This is a genomic window from Brucella haematophila, assembly GCF_005938105.1.
In the GTDB taxonomy this organism is placed as follows: domain Bacteria; phylum Pseudomonadota; class Alphaproteobacteria; order Rhizobiales; family Rhizobiaceae; genus Brucella; species Brucella haematophila.
The window spans coordinates 118649-136987 of record NZ_VCPE01000011.1 but is presented as its reverse complement, the minus strand read 5'-3'; the positions used below and the strand labels follow the sequence as shown (position 1 = coordinate 136987).

Here is an 18339-nt window from a genome sequence, read left to right as displayed (position 1 = left end):
TATGCTGATGCAAATGAATTGATATTCCGGCAAACGGAAAAGGGGAATTGTCATGGCGGAGCGCTCATTCGCCCGTGAAGTCGAGGATCTGAAGCTCGGCGAAGGCGATATTTTTAGCGGTGAAGGCATTCTCGCCATCACCAAGGCGCTGCTGCAATCGGGCGTTTCCTATGTTGGCGGCTATCAGGGTTCGCCGATTTCCCACCTTATGGACGTTCTCGCCGATGCGAAGGACGTGATGGAAGATCTGGGCGTCCATTTCGAATCGTCCGCATCGGAAGCTGCGGCTGCGGCCATGCTTTCCGCTTCCGTGATGTATCCGGTGCGCGGTGCGGTCACCTGGAAATCGACGGCTGGCACCAATGTCGCCTCTGACGCCCTGTCCAATCTTGCCTCCGGCGGTGTGACCGGCGGCGCGCTGGTCATCATCGGTGAAGATTACGGTGAAGGCTCCTCCATCATGCAGGAGCGTAGCCACGCCTATGCGATGAAATCGCAAATGTGGCTTTTGACGCCACGGCCCAATCTGCCTTCGATCGTGGAAGCCGTTGAAAAAGGCTTTGAACTGTCGGAAGCCTCCAACACACCGGTCATGTTGCAGGTCGGCATTCGCAGCTGCCATGTGCATGGTCAGTTTGTTGCGAAGGATAACAAGCGGCCTGCCCACACGCTTGCCGAAGCGCTGGAAAATCCAAGGCGCGACGTGAACCGCATCGTCCTGCCGCCCGCATCCTTCCTGCACGAGAAGGAAAAGCTGGAGAAGCGCTGGCCTGCTGCCGTCGAGTTCGTCAAAGCCAATCGTCTCAATGAATATTTCGGCCCGCAAGAGGGCGATGTCGGCATCATCCTGCAAGGCGGGCTTTACAACAGCGCTATGCGCGCCTTGCAGCAAATGGGGCTGGCCGATGTTTACGGCGAAAGCCGGGTTCCTCTCTATGTGATGAATGTCGCCTATCCGATGATAGACGACGAGGTCATTGACTTCGTTGCCGGCAAGAAAGCCGTGGTGATGCTGGAGGAGGGCGCGCCTGAATATATCGAGCAGGCGCTGCATACGCTGCTGCGCCGCCGCGATATCCAGACAAAACTGTCCGGCAAGGATGTGCTGCCGCTGGGCGGCGAATACACAACGCCTGTGCTTCTTAAGGGCCTGACGGCATTCTTCGATGCGCATGCGCCGCAATTGCTTGGCAACCGTCCGCCGCTGCCCGATCCATCGCCGGTTCTGGCCGATGAACGCGTCAAGGCGCTGGCCGAAGTGGTGCCGCCGCGCCCCGCCGGTTTCTGCACCGGTTGCCCGGAACGCCCGATCTTCGCCGCCATGAAGCTGGTGGAGAAGGAGCTGGGCGAGCATCACGTTTCAGCCGATATTGGCTGCCACCTGTTCTCCATTCTGCCGCCGTTCAATCTCGGTGGCACGACCATGGGTTACGGCCTTGGTCCGGCCTCGGCTTCCGCTTTCAACGTGCCAGCGGGCAAACGCTCCATTTCGGTGATGGGCGATGGTGGTTTCTGGCACAATGGACTTGCCACTTCGGTCGGCAATGCCGTCTTCAACAAGCAGGATGGCGTCATCCTCGTGGTCGACAATTACTATTCGTCGGCGACGGGCGGTCAGGACGTGATGTCCTCCAGGGCGATCAATCCGCGCCGCAAGACCAACAATTCCATCGTCGATGCGGTCAAGGGAATTGGTGCAGGCTGGGTTCGCCAGATCGACCACACCTATGACGTTGCAAAGATGCGCGACACGCTGAAGGAAGCGCTGACGACGGAAGAAAAAGGCCCGAAGATCATCGTGGCATCGTCGGAATGCATGCTCAACAAGCAGCGCCGCGTGAAGCCGCAATTCGCCAAGGCCGTCAAGGACGGCAAGCGGATGGTCAAGCAGCGTTTCGGTGTCGATGAGGATGTGTGCACCGGCGATCACGCCTGTATTCGTCTGTCGGGCTGCCCTTCGCTTTCGGTGAAGCACACCGACGATCCGCTGAAGGACGATCCGGTCGCGGCCATCGACAATTCCTGCGTTGGTTGCGGCAATTGCGGTGAGGTTTCGGAAGCGGCGGTTTTGTGCCCGTCTTTCTATCGCGCCGATGTCATCCACAATCCGACGGGTTGGGACAAGTTCGTGCATCGTCTGCGCTCCGGTGTCATTGGCTGGCTGCAAAAGCGCCGCCGCGCATCGCGCATTGTCTTTGCGGATTGAGGAACAGGCCATGTCTACACTGAATGCATCGCCGTCCGCTCTTCTTTCGCAGGACAAACCGCTATCGATTGCCATTCTCGCCATGGGCGGGCAGGGCGGTGGCGTTCTGGCCGACTGGGTTGTGGCGCTGGCGGAAAATAATGGTTGGGTTGCGCAGACCACCTCCGTACCCGGCGTGGCGCAGAGAACCGGCGCAACGATCTATTATCTTGAGCTGTTGCGGGCCCGTGAAGGGGCGCATCCGATCCTGTCACTGATGCCGACACCCGGCGACGTTGATATCGTCATTGCGGCTGAACTGATGGAAGCGGGGCGCTCGGTGCTGCGCGGCCTTGTGACGCCGGACAAGACCTTGCTCATCACCTCCACCCATCGCTCTTTCGCGGTGGGCGAAAAGGAAAAGCCGGGTGACGGCATCGGCAATCCGGTGGTCGTTGAGGACGCGACAGCCTTTGCTGCGCGCAAAACCATCGCTTTTGATATGGAAGCGCTGGCAACGAAAAGCGGCAGCGTGGTGTCTTCGGCTTTGTTCGGCGCGCTTGCGGCTTCCGGTGCTTTGCCTTTCGACAAAGCCGCCTTTGAAACGACTATCAAGTCCGGCGGTAAAGGCATTGAGGCAAGCCTGAGAGCTTTTGAGGCCGCCTATCAGCGCGCACTTGGCGGTGCGAATGACAAGCTGGCGGCAACGCCTGCAAAGCGGCTGGATCCTCTGCCAGAGCGGTCCGATCATCCAGCACTTGACGGGCTTATCAAGCGCATCCGCAGTGAGTTTCCGGGCGAATGCCATCCGATGCTTTTTGCGGGCATCAAGAAACTGACCGAGTTTCAGGACCCGGCCTATGCCGATGAATATCTGAACCGCTGCGCCGCGATGCTCAAGGCCGATCTTGCCAATGGCGGCACGGCGCATGGCTTTGCCTTCACCGTACAGGCGGCGAAATATGTCGCTGTCGCCATGGCCTATGACGATGTGGTTCGGGTGGCCGATATCAAGGTGCGCGGCTCGCGGTTCGAGCGGGTGCGCAAGGACATCGGCCTCAAGAAGGATCAGATCGCCTATACGACCGAGTATATGCATCCGCGCATGGAAGAAGTGTGCGGCACATTGCCGAGAGGCATCGGGGCATGGATCGAAAATCGCCCGAAGCTCTTTGCATGGCTCGACAAGCGCATCAGCAAAGGTCGCAGGGTGAATACGGGAACGCTGTTCTGGTTCACCGGGCTTTATGTCGTGTCGGGCCTGCGTCGTTTCCGGCGCGGCAGCCTGCGCCATCAGCGCGAGATGGAACATTGCGAGGCCTGGCTGGCACAGGCGCTGGCCGCCTTGCCCAAGAACTATGATCTCGCGGTTGAGGTTCTGGGCTGTCGCCGTCTGGTCAAGGGTTATTCCGATACGCATTCGCGTGGCCTGTCGAAATTCGACCGCGTCATGTCCGCGTTGCCCGCTCTAAGCGAGCGGGACGACGGCGCAGCCTGGCTGCGCCGTCTGCGGCAGGCGGCCCTGCTGGATGAACAGGGCATTGCGCTCGATGGCGCTCTGAAAACAATCGCGACGCTCTGATCAAAGGGCGCGCTTCGCCAATTCAAAATAAAAGGGGAAAGCTATGTCTCAAGCCCGGAGCATAGACGCGCCGGCTATTGCCGGAAAGGAAATATCGGCAGGCAAGAGTTTGCTCGTCGTTGGCCTGTGCTGGCTTGCGATTTTCGCGGAAGGCTATGATGTTGGCGTCATCGGGGCCATTCTGCCCGCCTTGTCCGTCGATCCGGTCTGGCAGCTGACGCCGATAGAGCTTGGCGCCATCGGCAGCTATACGGTGATCGGCATGCTGATCGGCGGTATTCTGGCAGGCACGCTGAGCGAGCTTCATGGACGCAAGCCGCTGTTCGTCGCCTGCATCACCGTGTTTTCGCTTTGCATGATTGTCAGCGCGATGGCACCGACACCCTTCATCTTCGGATTGAGCCGATTCATTTCGGGCATTGGTCTCGGTGGAATTATTCCAGTCGCGGCAGCGCTGACGGTTGAATATTCCCCGGTGAAGAAGAAGAGCTTCAATTACGGACTCATGTATTCGGGTTATTCCATGGGATTGCTCGCCGCCGCCCTCTGCGGTCGCGGCTTTCTTGAAGCCCATGGCTGGCGCACCATCGTTTTGATCGGTGCGGTGCCGCTGCTGTTTGTGCCTATCTTCCTCGCATTTCTGCCGGAAAGCGTGGAATCGCTGGTCCAGCGCGGCAAGCACGATGCGGCGCGCAAGACGGCGCAGCGCATGGGCGTCGGGGTTCCGGCGGCGATTGTCCGCAAGCATGGCAAGGTCGGCTGGCGCACCGTTTTCAATGAAATCTTCTCGCCGAAAAAGGCATTCGAAACCGCGTGCTTCTGGATCGCGCTCTTCATGGGGCTGCTGCTGGTCTATGGTCTCGCGCAATGGCTGCCGCAGATCATGCGCAAGAACGGTTACGATCTCGGCAACAGCCTGTTGTTCCTTGCCGTTTTCAGCCTCAGCTCGGCAATCGGCGGTATTGTATTGGGTACATGGGCGGATCGCTTCGGCGTGCGCCGCACGGTAGCCTGTTCCTATGCGCTGGGCGCTCTCGGCATCGTGGCGCTTGCCTTCAAGGGCTCGCTGCTGATGAACTATGTGTTCGTCGCAATTGCCGGTTTCGGCACCGTGTCGGCGTCGCTGGTGCTGACAGGCTTTCTGGCGCAGCGGCTCGATTCCTCAATCCGTTCTGCCGGAACGGGATGGGCGCTGAGCTTCTCCCGCATTGGCGCGCTGTCGGGTCCGCTTCTGGGTGGTTTGATCGCAAGCCTCAATGTCGGCCCGCAATGGAACTTTTACATCTTTGCCATCGTCGCTGCACTGGCAGCCGTGGCGACCGCGCTGATCCCGTCACGCTCGACGGACTAGAGCGGTTCCGGTTAAAACGGAATCGTGGAACCGCTCTATCTATTTGTTTTTACGCATTATCCTACGCATCGAAGCGGGATCAGAAATCAGTCCAGTGGACTGATTTCCCCGCGTAGGCGCTACGCACTTTTGCTGGAAATGCTCTAAGCAACAAAAAAGCCGATCCGCTCTCAAAAGTGGATCGGCCTATTATTCAGCATAATTTCAAAGTTCGTTTTTACGGATATTGCGCAGCATTTTCTGCAAGGTGCCGACAAAGGCGCGGTGCTCGTCCTCATCAATGCCCTCAAACAACTGCAACAGCAGGTCGTACATGGTCGGCCATGCTTCGTTGAAGATGTTGCGCCCTTCTTCAGTCATCGAAATATCGCGGATGCGCATGTCTTCAGCGCGCGCCTGACGGCGAATGTAACCCTGCTCTTCAAGCGAATCGAGCGTGCGGCTCATCGTCGATTGTTCGGTCACGGTAAAGACCGCCAGCTCGTTGATCGTGGCCGAAGGCGTGACACTCAAAACGGCGAGCGTGCGCAGCTTGACCGTTGTGATCTGACGGCCTTTCAGCCCTTCCGCGAGGTTCGCATTATAGCGCGCCATCAGGCGGTTCATCAGGTAGGGCGCAAAACTGTTCAGGCCGATCTCGCCCAGCGAACGCGCGGGATTCTCTTCCAGATGCTCGGAAGCCAGAACCGTACCTGAGAAGCGTTCCTCCATGAATTCCCTCGCTTTAGATCATGGTTGCAACAGTCATCCGCCCGATGCAGCTTGGCATCAGGCGCAACAAGGCGCTCTCATCGGTGTTAATATCGGTTGCGGAAAGAAGCCAGAGAAAAAGGCGGATGCGACCTGTCATTCGCATCCGCCGCATCCGCAAAGTTGCTGGATCAGGAACGGGAGGCCTCGCCCGAAATGCCGTTGCCGCTGGCGGCAATGGCAACCTTGTCGTCGTTCAGGCTGAAGCCCTCGCGCGTGACCACCAGAATGATGGCCAGAATGATCGCTTCCATTATGGCGAAGGTCAGGAAGGCGCTGACAAAAGACCCGCCCGAAACCTTGATGACCACGCCCATGACCCAGGGCGAAATGAAGGTTGCAAGGATGGCGAAAATCTCGGCATAGCCAACCGCTGCCGTCGCCAGTTCTTCCGGATATTTTTCGCTGAGAAAGGCGAAGATCGCGCCGCCGCCGAAAAGCGCCACGCCGCTCAAAAGCGCCATCAGGATAAGCCAGCCAAAGCCAAGCGGTATCGCCATGCCGAGGGTGAACATTGCCGCGACGAGAACGGCAAGCACGGTTCCGAACTTGATCATCCCCGTTTTGTTCAGGCGGTCGGCGGCGTAACCGCCGATAACGAGAAACACGACCTGTGACAGCCCCATCAAGGTGCCGATCAGGGCTGCATCTTCCACCGGCATCTGATGAACGGCGATGTAACCGGGAATGACCCAGGTTGCAGTTCCGGCAATGGCCATTGTGCAGGCCGAAATGCCGAGGCTGCCGACGATAATCCATTTCGAGCGGAAGATGCTGGACAGTGACGCCGTGCAGGTCTGCTGTTTTTCCGGTTCCCAGCGAAAATCCTTGAAACCGATATGGGCGGGATTGTTACGGGTGAAGAGCAGCACGCCCGCCGCTGTCACCAGCGTACCGATGGCAAGTATGGCGAAGAAGGTGCGCCAGCCATAGGTGATGGAAAGCGGAATGCCAATCGCGAAGTCCAGCGTGATTGCAAGACTATAGGCGGCGAGGATCAAGCCGATCATGCTGCCGCGCCGCTTCTGCGGGAACCAGCCGATGATGAGCTTCATATTGCCGAGGAAAATTGCCGCGTCGAAGAAACCGATGAACAGGCGCAGCGCAATCAACTGGGCGTAGGTCTGGACGTAGACTTGCGCCACCATGCCGATGGCGGTGCAGAACAGACCGATCAGCAGCAGCGACCGCGCATTCATGCGACGGCTCAATTGCGACCAGACAATCATGCCGAGACCATAGGTCAGCGCGAATATCCCCTGCGCCAGACCGGCCTGCGCGGAATCAAGCTGAAGTGTTTCCGAAATGAACGGTATCACCGCCGCGAAGGCGTACCAGTCGGCGGCGAGAAACATCTCGCATAACAGCGCTAGCGCCAGCATGCCCCATTGCCAGCGCTTTATTCTGGATTGATCGAAGTCCGATAGGCTTTCCCATTGCATGGTCTGGTTCCCCTTATTTTTACCTGCAACTTCATGATGCTCCCAAGCGGGAGCGTGCGGTGCCCAATGCTTGAAAACGGACCTCAGACCGTCGACAGGAAATCGCGCACAAGTGTCGCCGCCGCCGGCGTTTCTTCAAACAGCAGATGGCCGGTTGCGCCGAGCTTCTCCAGCCGTGCGCCGCTGATCCCGCGCTGCCACTCTTCGGCATATTGCGCGGGGATAACCCGGTCTTCCTCGCCCCAGAGGATCAGGGTCGGCATGTTCAGCCGGTGCAGCCAATGGCCAAGCTTTTTATTGCCACGTCCGTCGGTTGCATGGACCCGCGCCAGCGCGCCCATTTCTCGTCCAAGCGCTGCATCGAACCGGCTGTCGGGCGCAGATGGGAAATAGCGGAGCGCGACCGCCGGATCGTGCGCCAGATGGGCAGGGATATCGGCAGGCGCGACCTGAAACAGATCGGGGAGGGGGATGGCCGTAACGTCGAGACCGGCAGGTGCTGCCAGAAACAGCGCGGCGAGCCTGTCCGGCTGTCTGATCGCATATTCAGCGGCGATCCAGCCGCCCAGCGAAAAGCCGCCGAGGCTGAACTGGTCCAGCCTCAGCGCATCGAAGAAATCCATGTAATGGAGCACATAGTCGCCCATCTGCACGATATCGGCATCATCGTCGCTTTCACCGAAATTCGGATGAAACGGAATGATGAGCCGGTTTCGCGAAGCAATGTCGGCCAGACTGTCGAAGCCGGGAAATGTTCCGGTTCCATGCAGAAAGACGACATCCTTGCCTTCACCCTTTATGAGATAGGTGATGGTTTTGCCTCTGATTTCGACCGTGCGTTTTTCAAAACTGCTCGAGTAATTCAACATCTTTCCACCTTATGCCGCTGGCTTGGTGTGACTGGACCAATTGTTTTCTCATCTGGTCGACGGCGCTGTCGATCCGCGCTTCGAGGGCCGGAGGCAACAGCCCGTCCGGTTCCAGTTCCGCCGAACAGGCATAAATGCCGGTTGCGACGGTTCCCGCTTCGAAAAAGCCGAAGAGCGGACGCAGATGATGCTCGACGACCAGCGCGTGACGATGCCCGCCGCCCACCGCGCACAGCACGGTCGGGCGACCGCGCAGCGCCAATGGATGCACGAGATCGAACACATGCTTGAAAAGGCCGGGATAGCTTCCCTGATAGACCGGGCAGCCGACGATCAAGGCATCGCAATGCTCGATCTCCGAAATGAGGATTTCGGATTGCCGGTCCAGCGCCTTGCGATTGACGGTAAACAGGTTCGGCCCAGCATGCGACAGGTCCAGATGCGTGACCGACACATCGTCTTCCGCTTCCAGCCTTGCGGCAATCGCCTGGGTTAGCCGGTGAACTTTCGTCGGGCGATCACACCCGACGAAGCTGACAATATTTCTCGTCATGGCCGGTCTCAGTTTTCGCTGATGCCGAAAACGGTCCATCGTGCACCGGGGCCGGACAGGCCGAGCAAACCCTTGCCGCATTCCTCGACGATCTGGTCGGCAAGCAGGATATGCTGGGTGCCGGAATGAATGTCGCGATAGAAGCGCTGCATGGCCGTGTTGTGCAGCGATGCGCCGCGCGCCGCCCGATGCGCAAATGTCGCCACATCGGAAACGATGTCGTGCATATAGCGCAGCGAGAGCTTCACCATCGTCATCTGGTCGAGGGTTGGAACACCGCCAGATGCGGTGGTCTGCGAGACATCTTCCCATGTTTCCATGGCAAGCGCCCGCGCCGCCCGATAGCGGGCTTCGGCATTGGCAAACTGGAACCGCAGGCTGGCGCTATCTGCGCTCTTGCCGAATGGGTCCTGTCGCTGGCGGATCACCTTGGCGAGTTCATCGAGTATCCGGCGACCAACGCCGATGGCCCAGCTCGTATGGGTGAGGGCGCTGTAGCCTGCCAGTCCGAGATGGCCCTGCGACTGACCGCGTTTCGGTGCGGATTGCGTGAAACTATAGACCATGGAATCCGGTACGAAGAGGTCTTCGTCGGTTGCAAGCGTATAGTCGAAGCTGCCGGTGGCGCGCAGGCCCAGCACATCCCAGTTGCCGAGCAGCTGGATCGTCGAGCGCGGGTGATGCGCGACGATGATCTGCGGTGCGCCGGTTTCGTCTTTCAGCAGCGCTTTGCCGTTCGGGTCCTTGGGATCGAGCAGGAAGCAGCCGGAATGAATCCATTCCGCGTGGAAAATGGAGCTTCCATAGGCCCAGTTGCCGCGGATCATGTAGCCGCCGTCGACCTTGCGGGCAAAGCCGCGCGGCACGCCGTTGCCTGCAATGGTGATATCGACACCATCCTTGAACACATTGGCAATCCCCTCGTCGTCGAGGTAGATCGCCATGGTCGTGCCTTCCATATTGTTGACCATCGTGCACCAGCCGGATGAGGCATGGGCATAGGAAAGAGCCGACATGATTTTCATGGCATCGACGGGTCGCAGTTCCGCGCCGCCGACTTCCTTCGGAAACAGCATCGTGTAGAAGCCGCCCTTGCGCATCGCGTCCACGACGTCATCATGCATCCGCCCGAGTTGTTCCGCTTCTTCGGCCTTTTCTTCAATCAGGGGTAGAATGGCTTGCAGGCGGTCGTTGAAGCCCTGAATGACTGCGGAATAGTTGTCGGCGGTGTGAGCCCGGTGCACGCTGGTATCCAAAACGGTTCCCCTTGATTTAGTCGTTGTAAGCGGGAATGATACGAACAAGAGCGGGAACAAACATTCCCCCCGAATGGGGGGCTTGGGAATTCGGGAGAGAGAATGCCCAGGGAAATACTATCGATAGACGAGCGGGTCTCTGCGGCACTTTCTGTTGCGGAAAGCCGTAATTATGACGATTTTACAATAGCTTGCGATTATTTCGCCGCGCATGTCCTGCGCGTGCGTTCGCTTGGAATTTATTTGCTGGAGAATAATCGGCCGCGCCTTTTTCACAGCATCAACACGCCCACCGGCTTTCTTCTCGAATATCAGAACGGGCTGGCGGATTCAGATCCGATGATTGCGGCGGTTGTGCAGAATGCCAGCGCGGTTGCAGGCTCCCGTTTGCCCCAGAATGCAGCGGGCAATGTGCCGCTGATGCGGACGCTGCTCTATCGATGGAACTACAACGATAACTTGTGCTGTCCGGTTTATGTTGGCGGCAATATTCAGGCGCTGATTTATGCCGCCGGTTTCGAGATGCACGCAACACAGCTCGAAGAGCAGGTGTCACTGTTGTGCCGTTCGTCGGCGCTGGCCTTGCGCAATATCCAGGAAGCGCGTCCGGCGAAGACGCCCGGCGCCAATCTGACCAGCCTGCCGCCGCGTCTTTCGACCGTCGCCCGGTTGCTGGCTGCGGGCAACACCAACAAGCAGATCGCACGGCATCTGGAACTTTCGCCCCATACAGTGAAGGATTATGTCGATGCTCTGATCAAGCGTTTCGGTGTCCATAACAGAACCGAAGTGGCCGTGATGATCAACCGCATGAGCGGCGGAGCGAAAGCCGAGCCGGCAGGGTTTGCCCTGTCCGGACAGGAACGGCGCGGCCTTCCGATAGAGCATTTCTGAAAACGCTTTCCGCCATAAGCGAAAAGCGTTTCGCTTCCCCGGTGTTACGGGCAGAGGAATTTAACAGCGCGGCTTTCGGGATCGCACAGCGTGTCGATCACATCGCAATGATGCGTTCCGTCGATTTCCCAGGCGCTGGTCTCGATCCCCAATCCGTACCAGATGTTTGCCAGCAGTGCATTTTGCCGCCGGAATTCCATCAGTTCGTCACCGCCGACACAGCAATGCACGGCAATATCCGCGCGCGGGCGCTGTAGCGCGGCGCTTTCCGAGACGGCTTCTTCCGCATCCATGTGGAAAATGTCGTTCATCGCGGTTTTGAGCAGCGGGCGCAGATCATGCAACCCGCTGATGGAAAGAACATGGCTGATCCGTTCCGCCGTCGCGGCGGCAATGGGTGCGTTTTCGCAAGCCATGCGGCTGACGAGATGCCCCCCTGCGGAATGGCCGGTCAGCGCAATGTCGCCGTCCACTTCCTGCGCCAGCCGGTCGATGAAACGACCGATTTCCAGCGTGATGCCGGAAATCCGCGCTTCGGGGCACAGCGTATAGCTCGGCATGGCCACGCGATAACCGCGCGTGAGCGCTCCCTGCGCCAGATGCGACCAGAAGCTTTTGTCCAGCCCCTTCCAATAGCCGCCATGGACATAGACGAGCGTACCCTTGGCCGTGCCTTCCGGCAGGAAGAGGTCGTAATGGTTGCGCGTACCCTCGGCGTAAGCGATGTCAGGGATCAAGCGGCCCTGATCGCGCATTTTGGCGCGAAAGCCGGAGGCCAGTTCCGTCCAGCGCGGCGGATATGTGGCGGAATCGCTGATGGCTTTCATATTGTCATAGGCGGTATCGAAGTCTTGAAGCACTGAAGTCTCCTGCATTTTTCATGCGTGAAGCCGCGTCAGGCGCGGGCTTCGGTTGCCGCCTGCGCGCGCAGGGCGGATCGCTGCAATTTTCCGGATTCTGTCTTGGGCAGACTGGAAACCCAGCATATCAGGCGTGGATATTTATAGGGTGCGAGTTCGCTTTTGACATGGCGTTGCAGGGTTTCCTGCAAATTCGCATCGCCATTATAGCCCTCGTTCAGCACCACATAGGCTTTTACGATGCAGCCCCGTTCCTCATCCGGCGCTGCCACCACGCCGCATTCCGCTACAGCCGGATGCGCGAGCAGGCTGGCCTCGACCTCCGGCCCGGCAATATTGTATCCGGCGGAAACGATCATGTCGTCATTGCGGGCCTGATACCAGAAGTAGCCGTCCTCATCCATGACATAGGTATCGCCGGTGATGTTCCAGCCATTCTCGACATATTTGGTCTGGCGCGGGTCTGCCAGATATTTGCAGCCGAGCGGCCCGCGAACCGCAAGGCGTCCGGGGGTGCCGGGCGCGCATTCCTGCCCATTGTCATCGATGACGCGTGCTTCATAACCGGGGATTGGCTTGCCGGTCGCGCCGGGACGAATGTCGTTTTCCGGCGCGGAAATGAAGATATGCAGCATTTCCGTTGCACCGATGCCATCTGCCAGCGACAGCCCGGTTGCGCGCTTCCACGCTTCGAAAGTGGGAAGCGGCAGAGCTTCACCGGCTGAAACGCATTTGCGCAGTGAAGACAGATCATATTGATCAATTTTCGAAAGCATGGCGCGATAGGCCGTCGGCGCGGTGAAACAGACAGTCGGCTTATATTCGCCGATGGCGAGCGCCAGATCATGGGGCGCGGTCTTTGCCGGAAGCACTGTGGAAGCGCCGATCCTGAAAGGAAAGAGAACCAGTCCGCCAAGGCCGAATGTGAAAGCCAGCGGCGGCGAGCCGATGAAGATATCGTCTTCCGTCGCGTCCAATATGTGATGCGCATAGCAGTCGCAGACGATCAGCAGGTCGCGGTGGAAATGGATCGTCGCTTTCGGCAAGCCGGTGGTGCCGGATGTGAAGCCGAGCAGGCAGGGGTCATCCGCCCGCGTTGCCACTGGGTCGAAATCGCCGGATGCATCGGCCAGCAATGCGCCAAGCTCACCGCCCGCATGGTCCTCCCAGGTCACCAGTGTCTTGACGAAATTGGTCTGCGCCACGGCATTTTGCATTTCGCCGATCAGCGCATGATCGCAAAAGGCGATGCTGATCTCTGCCTTGTCGATGATCTGGACCAGCTCTCGGGCGCGCAAAAGCGGCATGGTCGCCACGACGACACCGCCTGCCTTGATGATCGCCAGATAAAGCGCAATCTTGGTCGGATTATTGCCCGAGCGGATCATGACGCGGTTGCCGGTTTTCATGCCGAGCTTATCTGTCAGCACATTGGCGATCTTGTTGATCATGGCGGCAAGATCGCGATAGGTCCAGCGCACGCCCGGCGCCTGCAAGGCGATGCGGTCGCCCTTGCCGTTTGCCAGATGCGCATCCACCAGTTCATAGGTCGCGTTCAGCTGTTCCGGGTAGCCGAGTTCGTCGAGATTGATGATATCCGGTAGAAGTTCCGCAGCCGGGAGATTATCCAGAACGAATGTGTCCACATGAGCGCTGGGGTGCATGCTCTTCTCCTGTCAATGCCAGTTTACGTTCGGCTTCCAGAGCGGCTTCAGTGGAGGCTGAACCGTTGTAGCCGTTCTAACTATTTGTTTTTACGGACATTCTGTCCGAAAGACGCATCGCCTGTCTCGGGATGTTCTCCCGATCAAACGTGCAAGTAGCGTTCCTTGATGTCCGGGGTGTTCAACAGCGCGGCGTTGTCACCGCTCCACACCACACGACCTTTTTCGATAACCACGTGACGGTCTGCAAAGCGCGCCAGCGCATCGACATTCTTGTCGATGACGAGGATCGCTTCGCCCTCATCCTTGATGTTGCGCAGGCAGGACCAGATCTCTTCGCGCATCAGCGGCGACAATCCTTCCGTCGCCTCGTCCAGCACGACCATTTTCGGATTGGTCATCAGGGCGCGGCCAACGGCCAGCATCTGCTGCTCGCCGCCGGAAAGCTGGTTGCCCATATTGCGCCGCCGTTCTTTCAGGCGCGGGAACATCCGGTAGATGCTATCCAGTGTCCATTTGGACGAGCGGGCATCCGTGCGCCGGGTGGCCAACAGGTTTTCCTCAACGCTGAGCGTTGGAAATATCTGCCGCCCTTCCGGGACCAGCCCCAGCCCCTCGCGTGCAATCGCATGGGGCGGTTTGCCGGTAACGTCCTGGCCATTGACGAAAACCTTGCCGCCCTTCGGCGGCAGCAAGCCGAAGATCGACTTGATGGTTGTGGTTTTGCCCATGCCGTTTCTGCCGAGGATCGTAACGACCTCTCCCGCTCCGACTTCAAAGTCGATGCCGAACAGAATACGGGACTGGCCATAGGCGTTCTGGAGCCCTTCGACTTTCAGCATTATGCGGCCTCCTCTTCACCGAGATAGGCGGCGCGCACGTCCGGATCGGAGCGCACGGCGTCGGGTGTTCCGGATGCGATCACGCGCCCGTAGACAAGTACACTCACCTGATCAGCCAGCGAGAAAACGGCATCCATGTCATGTTCGATCAGAACCAGCGTATGGGTCTGGCGCAGTGCGCGCATCAACTCGACCAGCACAACGGATTCCTCGTGGCTGGTGCCAGCCAGCGGCTCGTCGAGCAACAGCATCCGTGCTTCGGTGGCGAGCGCTATGGCAATCTCAAGCTGGCGCTTTTCGCCATGAGAAAGCGCTCCGGCCCGGCGATGGGCGCGATCGTCCAGCCGCACGCGGGCGAGGGCTGTCATGGCTTGCTCGTTGATCCCGGCTTCCTTGCTTGCCGCCTGAAAGAAGCGGAAGCTCGAACCGGATCGCGCCTGAACGGCCAGCGCAACATTTTCCAGCACGCTGAAGCCCTCCAGAACCGAGGTGATCTGGAACGAGCGCGCAAGTCCCAGATGAACACGATTGGGCATGGCGAGACTGGAAATATCGCGGCCATCGAAAATCACCGTACCGCGGTCGCTTTTCAGATTGCCCGAAAGCTGGTGGATCAATGTGGTCTTTCCAGCACCGTTCGGGCCGATCAGCGCGTGAATTTCGCCGCGTTTGACGGTGAGATTGACACCGTCCGTGACCTTGAGCGCGCCAAAGCTTTTGTGCAGGTCATGCACCTGAAGAAGTTCATCCGACATCGGAACCTCCACGCAGCTTGCGGATCAGCCCGCCAATGCCGTCGCGGCTGAAAAGCACGACGAGAACGAGGAAAAGGCCGAGGCCGAGTTTCCAGTGCTCGGAGAAGTGAGCCAGTACTTCTTCCAGCACGATGAAGGCGGTTGCGCCGAGGACCGGGCCGATCAGCGTGCCCATGCCGCCCAGCACCACCATGACGATCAGTTCACCGGAGCGCTGCCAGCTCATGAAGGCAGGCGAAACGAACTGGATCTGGTTGGCCAGCAGAACACCTGCAATGGCTGCCGCCACACCGGCGATGACATAGGCGGTGAGCTGAAACGAGAAGGGCGAGAAGCCGATGGCGCGCATACGCACCGGATTATCCCGCGTTCCGCGCAGCACGCGCCCGAACCTTGAATGCACCAGCATGCGGAAGGTGAGAAACGCCCCGACAAGCAGCGCCAGCACGAAATAGAACAGCACCAGATTGCCGGAAAGCAGCGCATTGCCGAACAGCGTGGAACGCGACGACAGTGTCATTCCATCATCGCCGCCAAAGGCCGACAGGGACACCATGAAGAAGAAGGCCATCTGACCAAAGGCCAGCGTGATCATGATGAAATAGACGCCGCTGGTTCTCAGCGAGATATAGCCGGTGACGAAGGCGAAGATCGCTGCGGCGACAATAGCCGCGACCAGCTGAAGGATCAGATCATCGATGCCATAGCTGGACAGGATGCCGACCGAATAAGCGCCGATCCCGATATAGGCCGCATGACCAAAGGAGACGAGCGCGCCGTAACCCATGATGAAGTTGAGCGAAAGCGCTGCCAGCGCAAAGATCATGATGCGGGTGACGATCACCAGAAGAAAGCTGTCGCCGAGAGCGGATGCAAGAAGCGGAACGATTGCAAAGGCGGCGAAGACCAGCCACGGGCCTGCATCCAGCAAAGGCGATGGTCGGGTTTTGGCTTTCTCCGGCATGGCGGTATCGCGGGCGCTGTTATGGGTAATCTCGCTCATCGCGTTCCTCCCTGTGCCGGGAAGAGACCGGTCGGGCGGAAATAGAGCACGGCTGCCATCAGAATATAGGTGAGCATCGGCACCAGCGTGCGGCCCATCTGGGAAGCGGCGGCAGGATCAAGCAGATTGCGGAGCAGCATCGGCCCGAAGGTGCGGCCAAGCGTATCGACGAGGCCGACAGCGATGGCCGCAACAAAAGCGCCGCGCACCGAGCCGACGCCGCCGATCACGATGACGACGAAGGTGAGGATCAGGATGGAGTCGCCCATGCCCGGATCGACCGAGAGGATGGGGGAGACCATGCCGCCGGCAAAGCCCGCAAGCATTGCGCCAAGTCCGAAGACCACCATGAACAGGCGACGGATATTGATACCGAGCGCCGAGACCATATCCCCATTGGTTGCTCCGGCGCGCAGCAACATGCCGATGCGCGTGTGATTGACGAGGACATAGAGACCTGCCGCCGTGAGAAGGCCAGCCGCGATGATCAGCAGGCGATAGACAGGATAGCGCAGGTTTCCGAAAAGCTGGATGGAGCCGGACAGGGAGTCTGGCATCGGCACGCTGAGCGGCGCTGCACCCCAGATGATCTTCACCAGTTCATTCACAATCAGGATCAGGCCGAAAGTCGCCAGAACCTGATCGAGATGGCTACGTTCGTATAATCGTCGAAAGACCAGCACTTCCAGCACGATGCCGATGACGAGCGTGACGGGAAGGGCGATCAGGATGCCGTAGAAGAAACTGCCGGTCATGGCAGTGAAACTCGCGGTCAGATAGGCACCGACCATATAAAGAACGCCATGCGCCAGATTGATGAGATCCATGACGCCGAAGATCAGCGTCAGACCGGCGGCGACGAGAAAGAGCAAAATGCCAAACTGAATCCCGTTAAGGGACTGCAGCAGAAAAAGATTGAGCATGGGGGATGTCCGGAACTCGTTGTACTGAAGCCCGGTTCACGCCAGACAGGCTGGCGTGAACTGTTTCAGACTTGGAAATTGAGAAGACTGGGCTCATCGGAGCGCCCTTCTTCCACCGGGTTACATCTTGCATTCAGCTGCATAGTTGTCCTTGTAGTCGTTGAAGACCGTTTCAACGTAGGACGTGGCGAACTGGCCGTCATCGCGCTTGACGACTTTGGTCAGGTAGAAATTCTGGATCGGAAAGTGGTTGTCGCCAAAGCTGAATTCACCGCGCGGCGAGGTGAATTTTGCGTCCTTCATGGCGGCCCGCAAGGCGTCCTTGTCGGCCAGATTGCCATTGACCTGCTTGACCGCCGCATCGATCAGCATGGCGGCATCATAGGCCTGTACGGCAAAGGTCGCCGGAATGCGCTTGAACTTGGCTTCATAGGCGGCGGCAAATTCCTTGGCGGGTGCGGAATCGAGATCCGGCGCCCAGTTCGAACCGGCGAAGAAGCCAACCGCTGCATCCTGCTGCGCAGGCAAGGTCGTTTCGTCCACGGTGAATGCCGAGAGGAACGGCGTGCCTTCAAGACCGGCCTGACGATACTGCTTGACGAAATTCACACCCATGCCGCCGGGCAGGAAGGCATAGACGGCGTCTGGCTGTTCAGCGGCGATCTGCGCCAGTTCCGCCGAATAATCCAGCTGGCCGAGCGGCACATAGATTTCCTGCGCGACCTGGTTCTTATAGGAGTGCTTGAAACCGGCGAGCGCGTCCTTACCTGCCTGATAGTTCGGGGCGATCAGGAACACGCGCTGGTAGTTCTGCTTCTCGGCATATTTGCCGGAAACTTCATGCATCTGGTCGTTCTGATAGGACGTCACGAACAGATTGGGGTTGCAATCCTTGCCGGCCAGATTGGACGTGCCTGCATTGGTCGAGATCAGGAATGCGCCGGATTCGGTTGCCGGCTTGACGATGGCGTTCAGGACATTGGAGAAAATCGGCCCGATGACGAAATCCACCTTGTCGCGCTGGATCATCTGCTGGACCTTGTTGACGCCGATATCCGGCTTCTGCTCATCGTCCTGAACGATGATTTCAGCATCGAGGCCGCCGAGCTTGTTGCCCAGCTTGTCCATGGCAAGCAGAAAACCGTCGCGGGACTGTTCGCCCAGCAAGGCCGATGGCCCGCTTAGCGTATAGATCAAACCGATCTTGATCTTGCCGTCTTCGGCCTGCGCGGTTCCGTTCAACATGGTTGCGGCGAGCAGCGCCAGTGCTGCTTTCGTCGAAATTTTCATTGTTCCACCTCGATTGCAGATTTTTGCTTTGTTTTCTTTTTCTTTCGCATTGTCCGACACAAAAGTGCGAAGCGCTTTTGCTGGAAATGCTTATTACCCGGCAGATGTACTCCCATACAT

General features: G+C 58.7%; 17 protein-coding genes. 4 read left to right on the top strand and 13 right to left on the bottom strand.

The window, feature by feature from the left end:
* Window positions 1-52 precede the first annotated feature (52 nt).
* The 3 genes from FGI60_RS16905 to FGI60_RS16895 are packed head-to-tail and all read left to right on the top strand — an operon-like array spanning window position 53 to window position 5118.
* Window positions 53-2206 carry an indolepyruvate ferredoxin oxidoreductase subunit alpha gene (locus FGI60_RS16905; protein ID WP_138786189.1) on the top strand — a complete coding sequence of 718 codons (2154 nt, stop codon included), beginning with the start codon at window positions 53-55 and terminating at the stop codon, window positions 2204-2206.
* Between the two features lie 10 nt (window positions 2207-2216).
* Entirely contained in the window at window positions 2217-3767 is a 1551-nt protein-coding gene (locus FGI60_RS16900; protein ID WP_138786188.1) for an indolepyruvate oxidoreductase subunit beta family protein, read from the top strand.
* A 43-nt stretch (window positions 3768-3810) separates the two neighbouring features.
* On the top strand, window positions 3811-5118 hold the full coding sequence (locus tag FGI60_RS16895; protein WP_138786187.1) for an MFS transporter: 1308 nt from the start codon (window positions 3811-3813) through the stop codon (window positions 5116-5118).
* A 204-nt stretch (window positions 5119-5322) separates the two neighbouring features.
* On the opposite strand, the gene FGI60_RS16890 is transcribed toward FGI60_RS16895, so the two are convergent.
* From FGI60_RS16890 to FGI60_RS16870, 6 genes are all read right to left on the bottom strand, one after another.
* Entirely contained in the window at window positions 5323-5829 is a 507-nt protein-coding gene (locus FGI60_RS16890) for a MarR family winged helix-turn-helix transcriptional regulator (RefSeq protein WP_138786186.1), read from the bottom strand.
* A 13-nt stretch (window positions 5830-5842) separates the two neighbouring features.
* Window positions 5843-5968, bottom strand: a complete 126-nt coding sequence (locus FGI60_RS26680; protein ID WP_268898842.1) for a hypothetical protein — start codon at window positions 5966-5968, stop codon at window positions 5843-5845.
* A 31-nt stretch (window positions 5969-5999) separates the two neighbouring features.
* Window positions 6000-7310, bottom strand: coding sequence for an MFS transporter (locus FGI60_RS16885; RefSeq protein WP_138786185.1), 1311 nt, complete (start codon window positions 7308-7310; stop codon window positions 6000-6002).
* Window positions 7311-7393: 83 nt separating this feature from the next.
* The gene (locus FGI60_RS16880; protein WP_138786184.1) at window positions 7394-8179 is read right to left on the bottom strand and encodes an alpha/beta fold hydrolase; all 786 of its coding nucleotides are present in this window, start codon (window positions 8177-8179) and stop codon (window positions 7394-7396) included.
* A complete protein-coding gene (locus FGI60_RS16875) occupies window positions 8154-8732 on the bottom strand; it encodes an NAD(P)H-dependent oxidoreductase (RefSeq protein WP_138786183.1) in 579 nt (192 codons plus the stop codon). Before FGI60_RS16875 ends, FGI60_RS16880 begins: the two co-directional genes overlap by 26 nt.
* A gap of 8 nt (window positions 8733-8740) precedes the next feature.
* Entirely contained in the window at window positions 8741-9976 is a 1236-nt protein-coding gene (locus FGI60_RS16870; protein ID WP_235889842.1) for an acyl-CoA dehydrogenase family protein, read from the bottom strand.
* A gap of 114 nt (window positions 9977-10090) precedes the next feature.
* Between FGI60_RS16870 and FGI60_RS16865 the strand changes: the two genes are divergently transcribed.
* On the top strand, window positions 10091-10882 hold the full coding sequence (locus FGI60_RS16865; protein ID WP_235889841.1) for a response regulator transcription factor: 792 nt from the start codon (window positions 10091-10093) through the stop codon (window positions 10880-10882).
* A gap of 44 nt (window positions 10883-10926) precedes the next feature.
* Here the strand turns inward: FGI60_RS16865 and FGI60_RS16860 are convergent, their stop codons facing one another.
* The 7 genes from FGI60_RS16860 to FGI60_RS16830 all read right to left on the bottom strand — a co-directional run bounded on the left by FGI60_RS16860 (window position 10927) and on the right by FGI60_RS16830 (window position 18219).
* Complete coding sequence (locus tag FGI60_RS16860) at window positions 10927-11742, bottom strand: alpha/beta hydrolase (protein WP_138786181.1); 816 nt, start codon at window positions 11740-11742, stop codon at window positions 10927-10929.
* Window positions 11743-11777: 35 nt separating this feature from the next.
* Window positions 11778-13406, bottom strand: coding sequence for a benzoate-CoA ligase family protein (locus tag FGI60_RS16855; RefSeq protein WP_138786180.1), 1629 nt, complete (start codon window positions 13404-13406; stop codon window positions 11778-11780).
* A gap of 143 nt (window positions 13407-13549) precedes the next feature.
* Window positions 13550-14248: an ABC transporter ATP-binding protein gene (locus FGI60_RS16850; protein ID WP_138786179.1), complete on the bottom strand. Its 699-nt coding sequence runs from the start codon at window positions 14246-14248 to the stop codon at window positions 13550-13552.
* Window positions 14248-15003 carry an ABC transporter ATP-binding protein gene (locus FGI60_RS16845; protein ID WP_138786178.1) on the bottom strand — a complete coding sequence of 252 codons (756 nt, stop codon included), beginning with the start codon at window positions 15001-15003 and terminating at the stop codon, window positions 14248-14250. Before FGI60_RS16845 ends, FGI60_RS16850 begins: the two co-directional genes overlap by 1 nt.
* The gene (locus FGI60_RS16840; protein WP_138786177.1) at window positions 14993-16006 is read right to left on the bottom strand and encodes a branched-chain amino acid ABC transporter permease; all 1014 of its coding nucleotides are present in this window, start codon (window positions 16004-16006) and stop codon (window positions 14993-14995) included. The genes FGI60_RS16845 and FGI60_RS16840 overlap by 11 nt, the downstream gene beginning before the upstream one ends.
* Complete coding sequence (locus tag FGI60_RS16835) at window positions 16003-16929, bottom strand: branched-chain amino acid ABC transporter permease (RefSeq protein ID WP_138786176.1); 927 nt, start codon at window positions 16927-16929, stop codon at window positions 16003-16005. Before FGI60_RS16835 ends, FGI60_RS16840 begins: the two co-directional genes overlap by 4 nt.
* A 120-nt stretch (window positions 16930-17049) precedes the next feature.
* The gene (locus tag FGI60_RS16830) at window positions 17050-18219 is read right to left on the bottom strand and encodes an ABC transporter substrate-binding protein (protein ID WP_078338408.1); all 1170 of its coding nucleotides are present in this window, start codon (window positions 18217-18219) and stop codon (window positions 17050-17052) included.
* Window positions 18220-18339 lie beyond the last annotated feature (120 nt).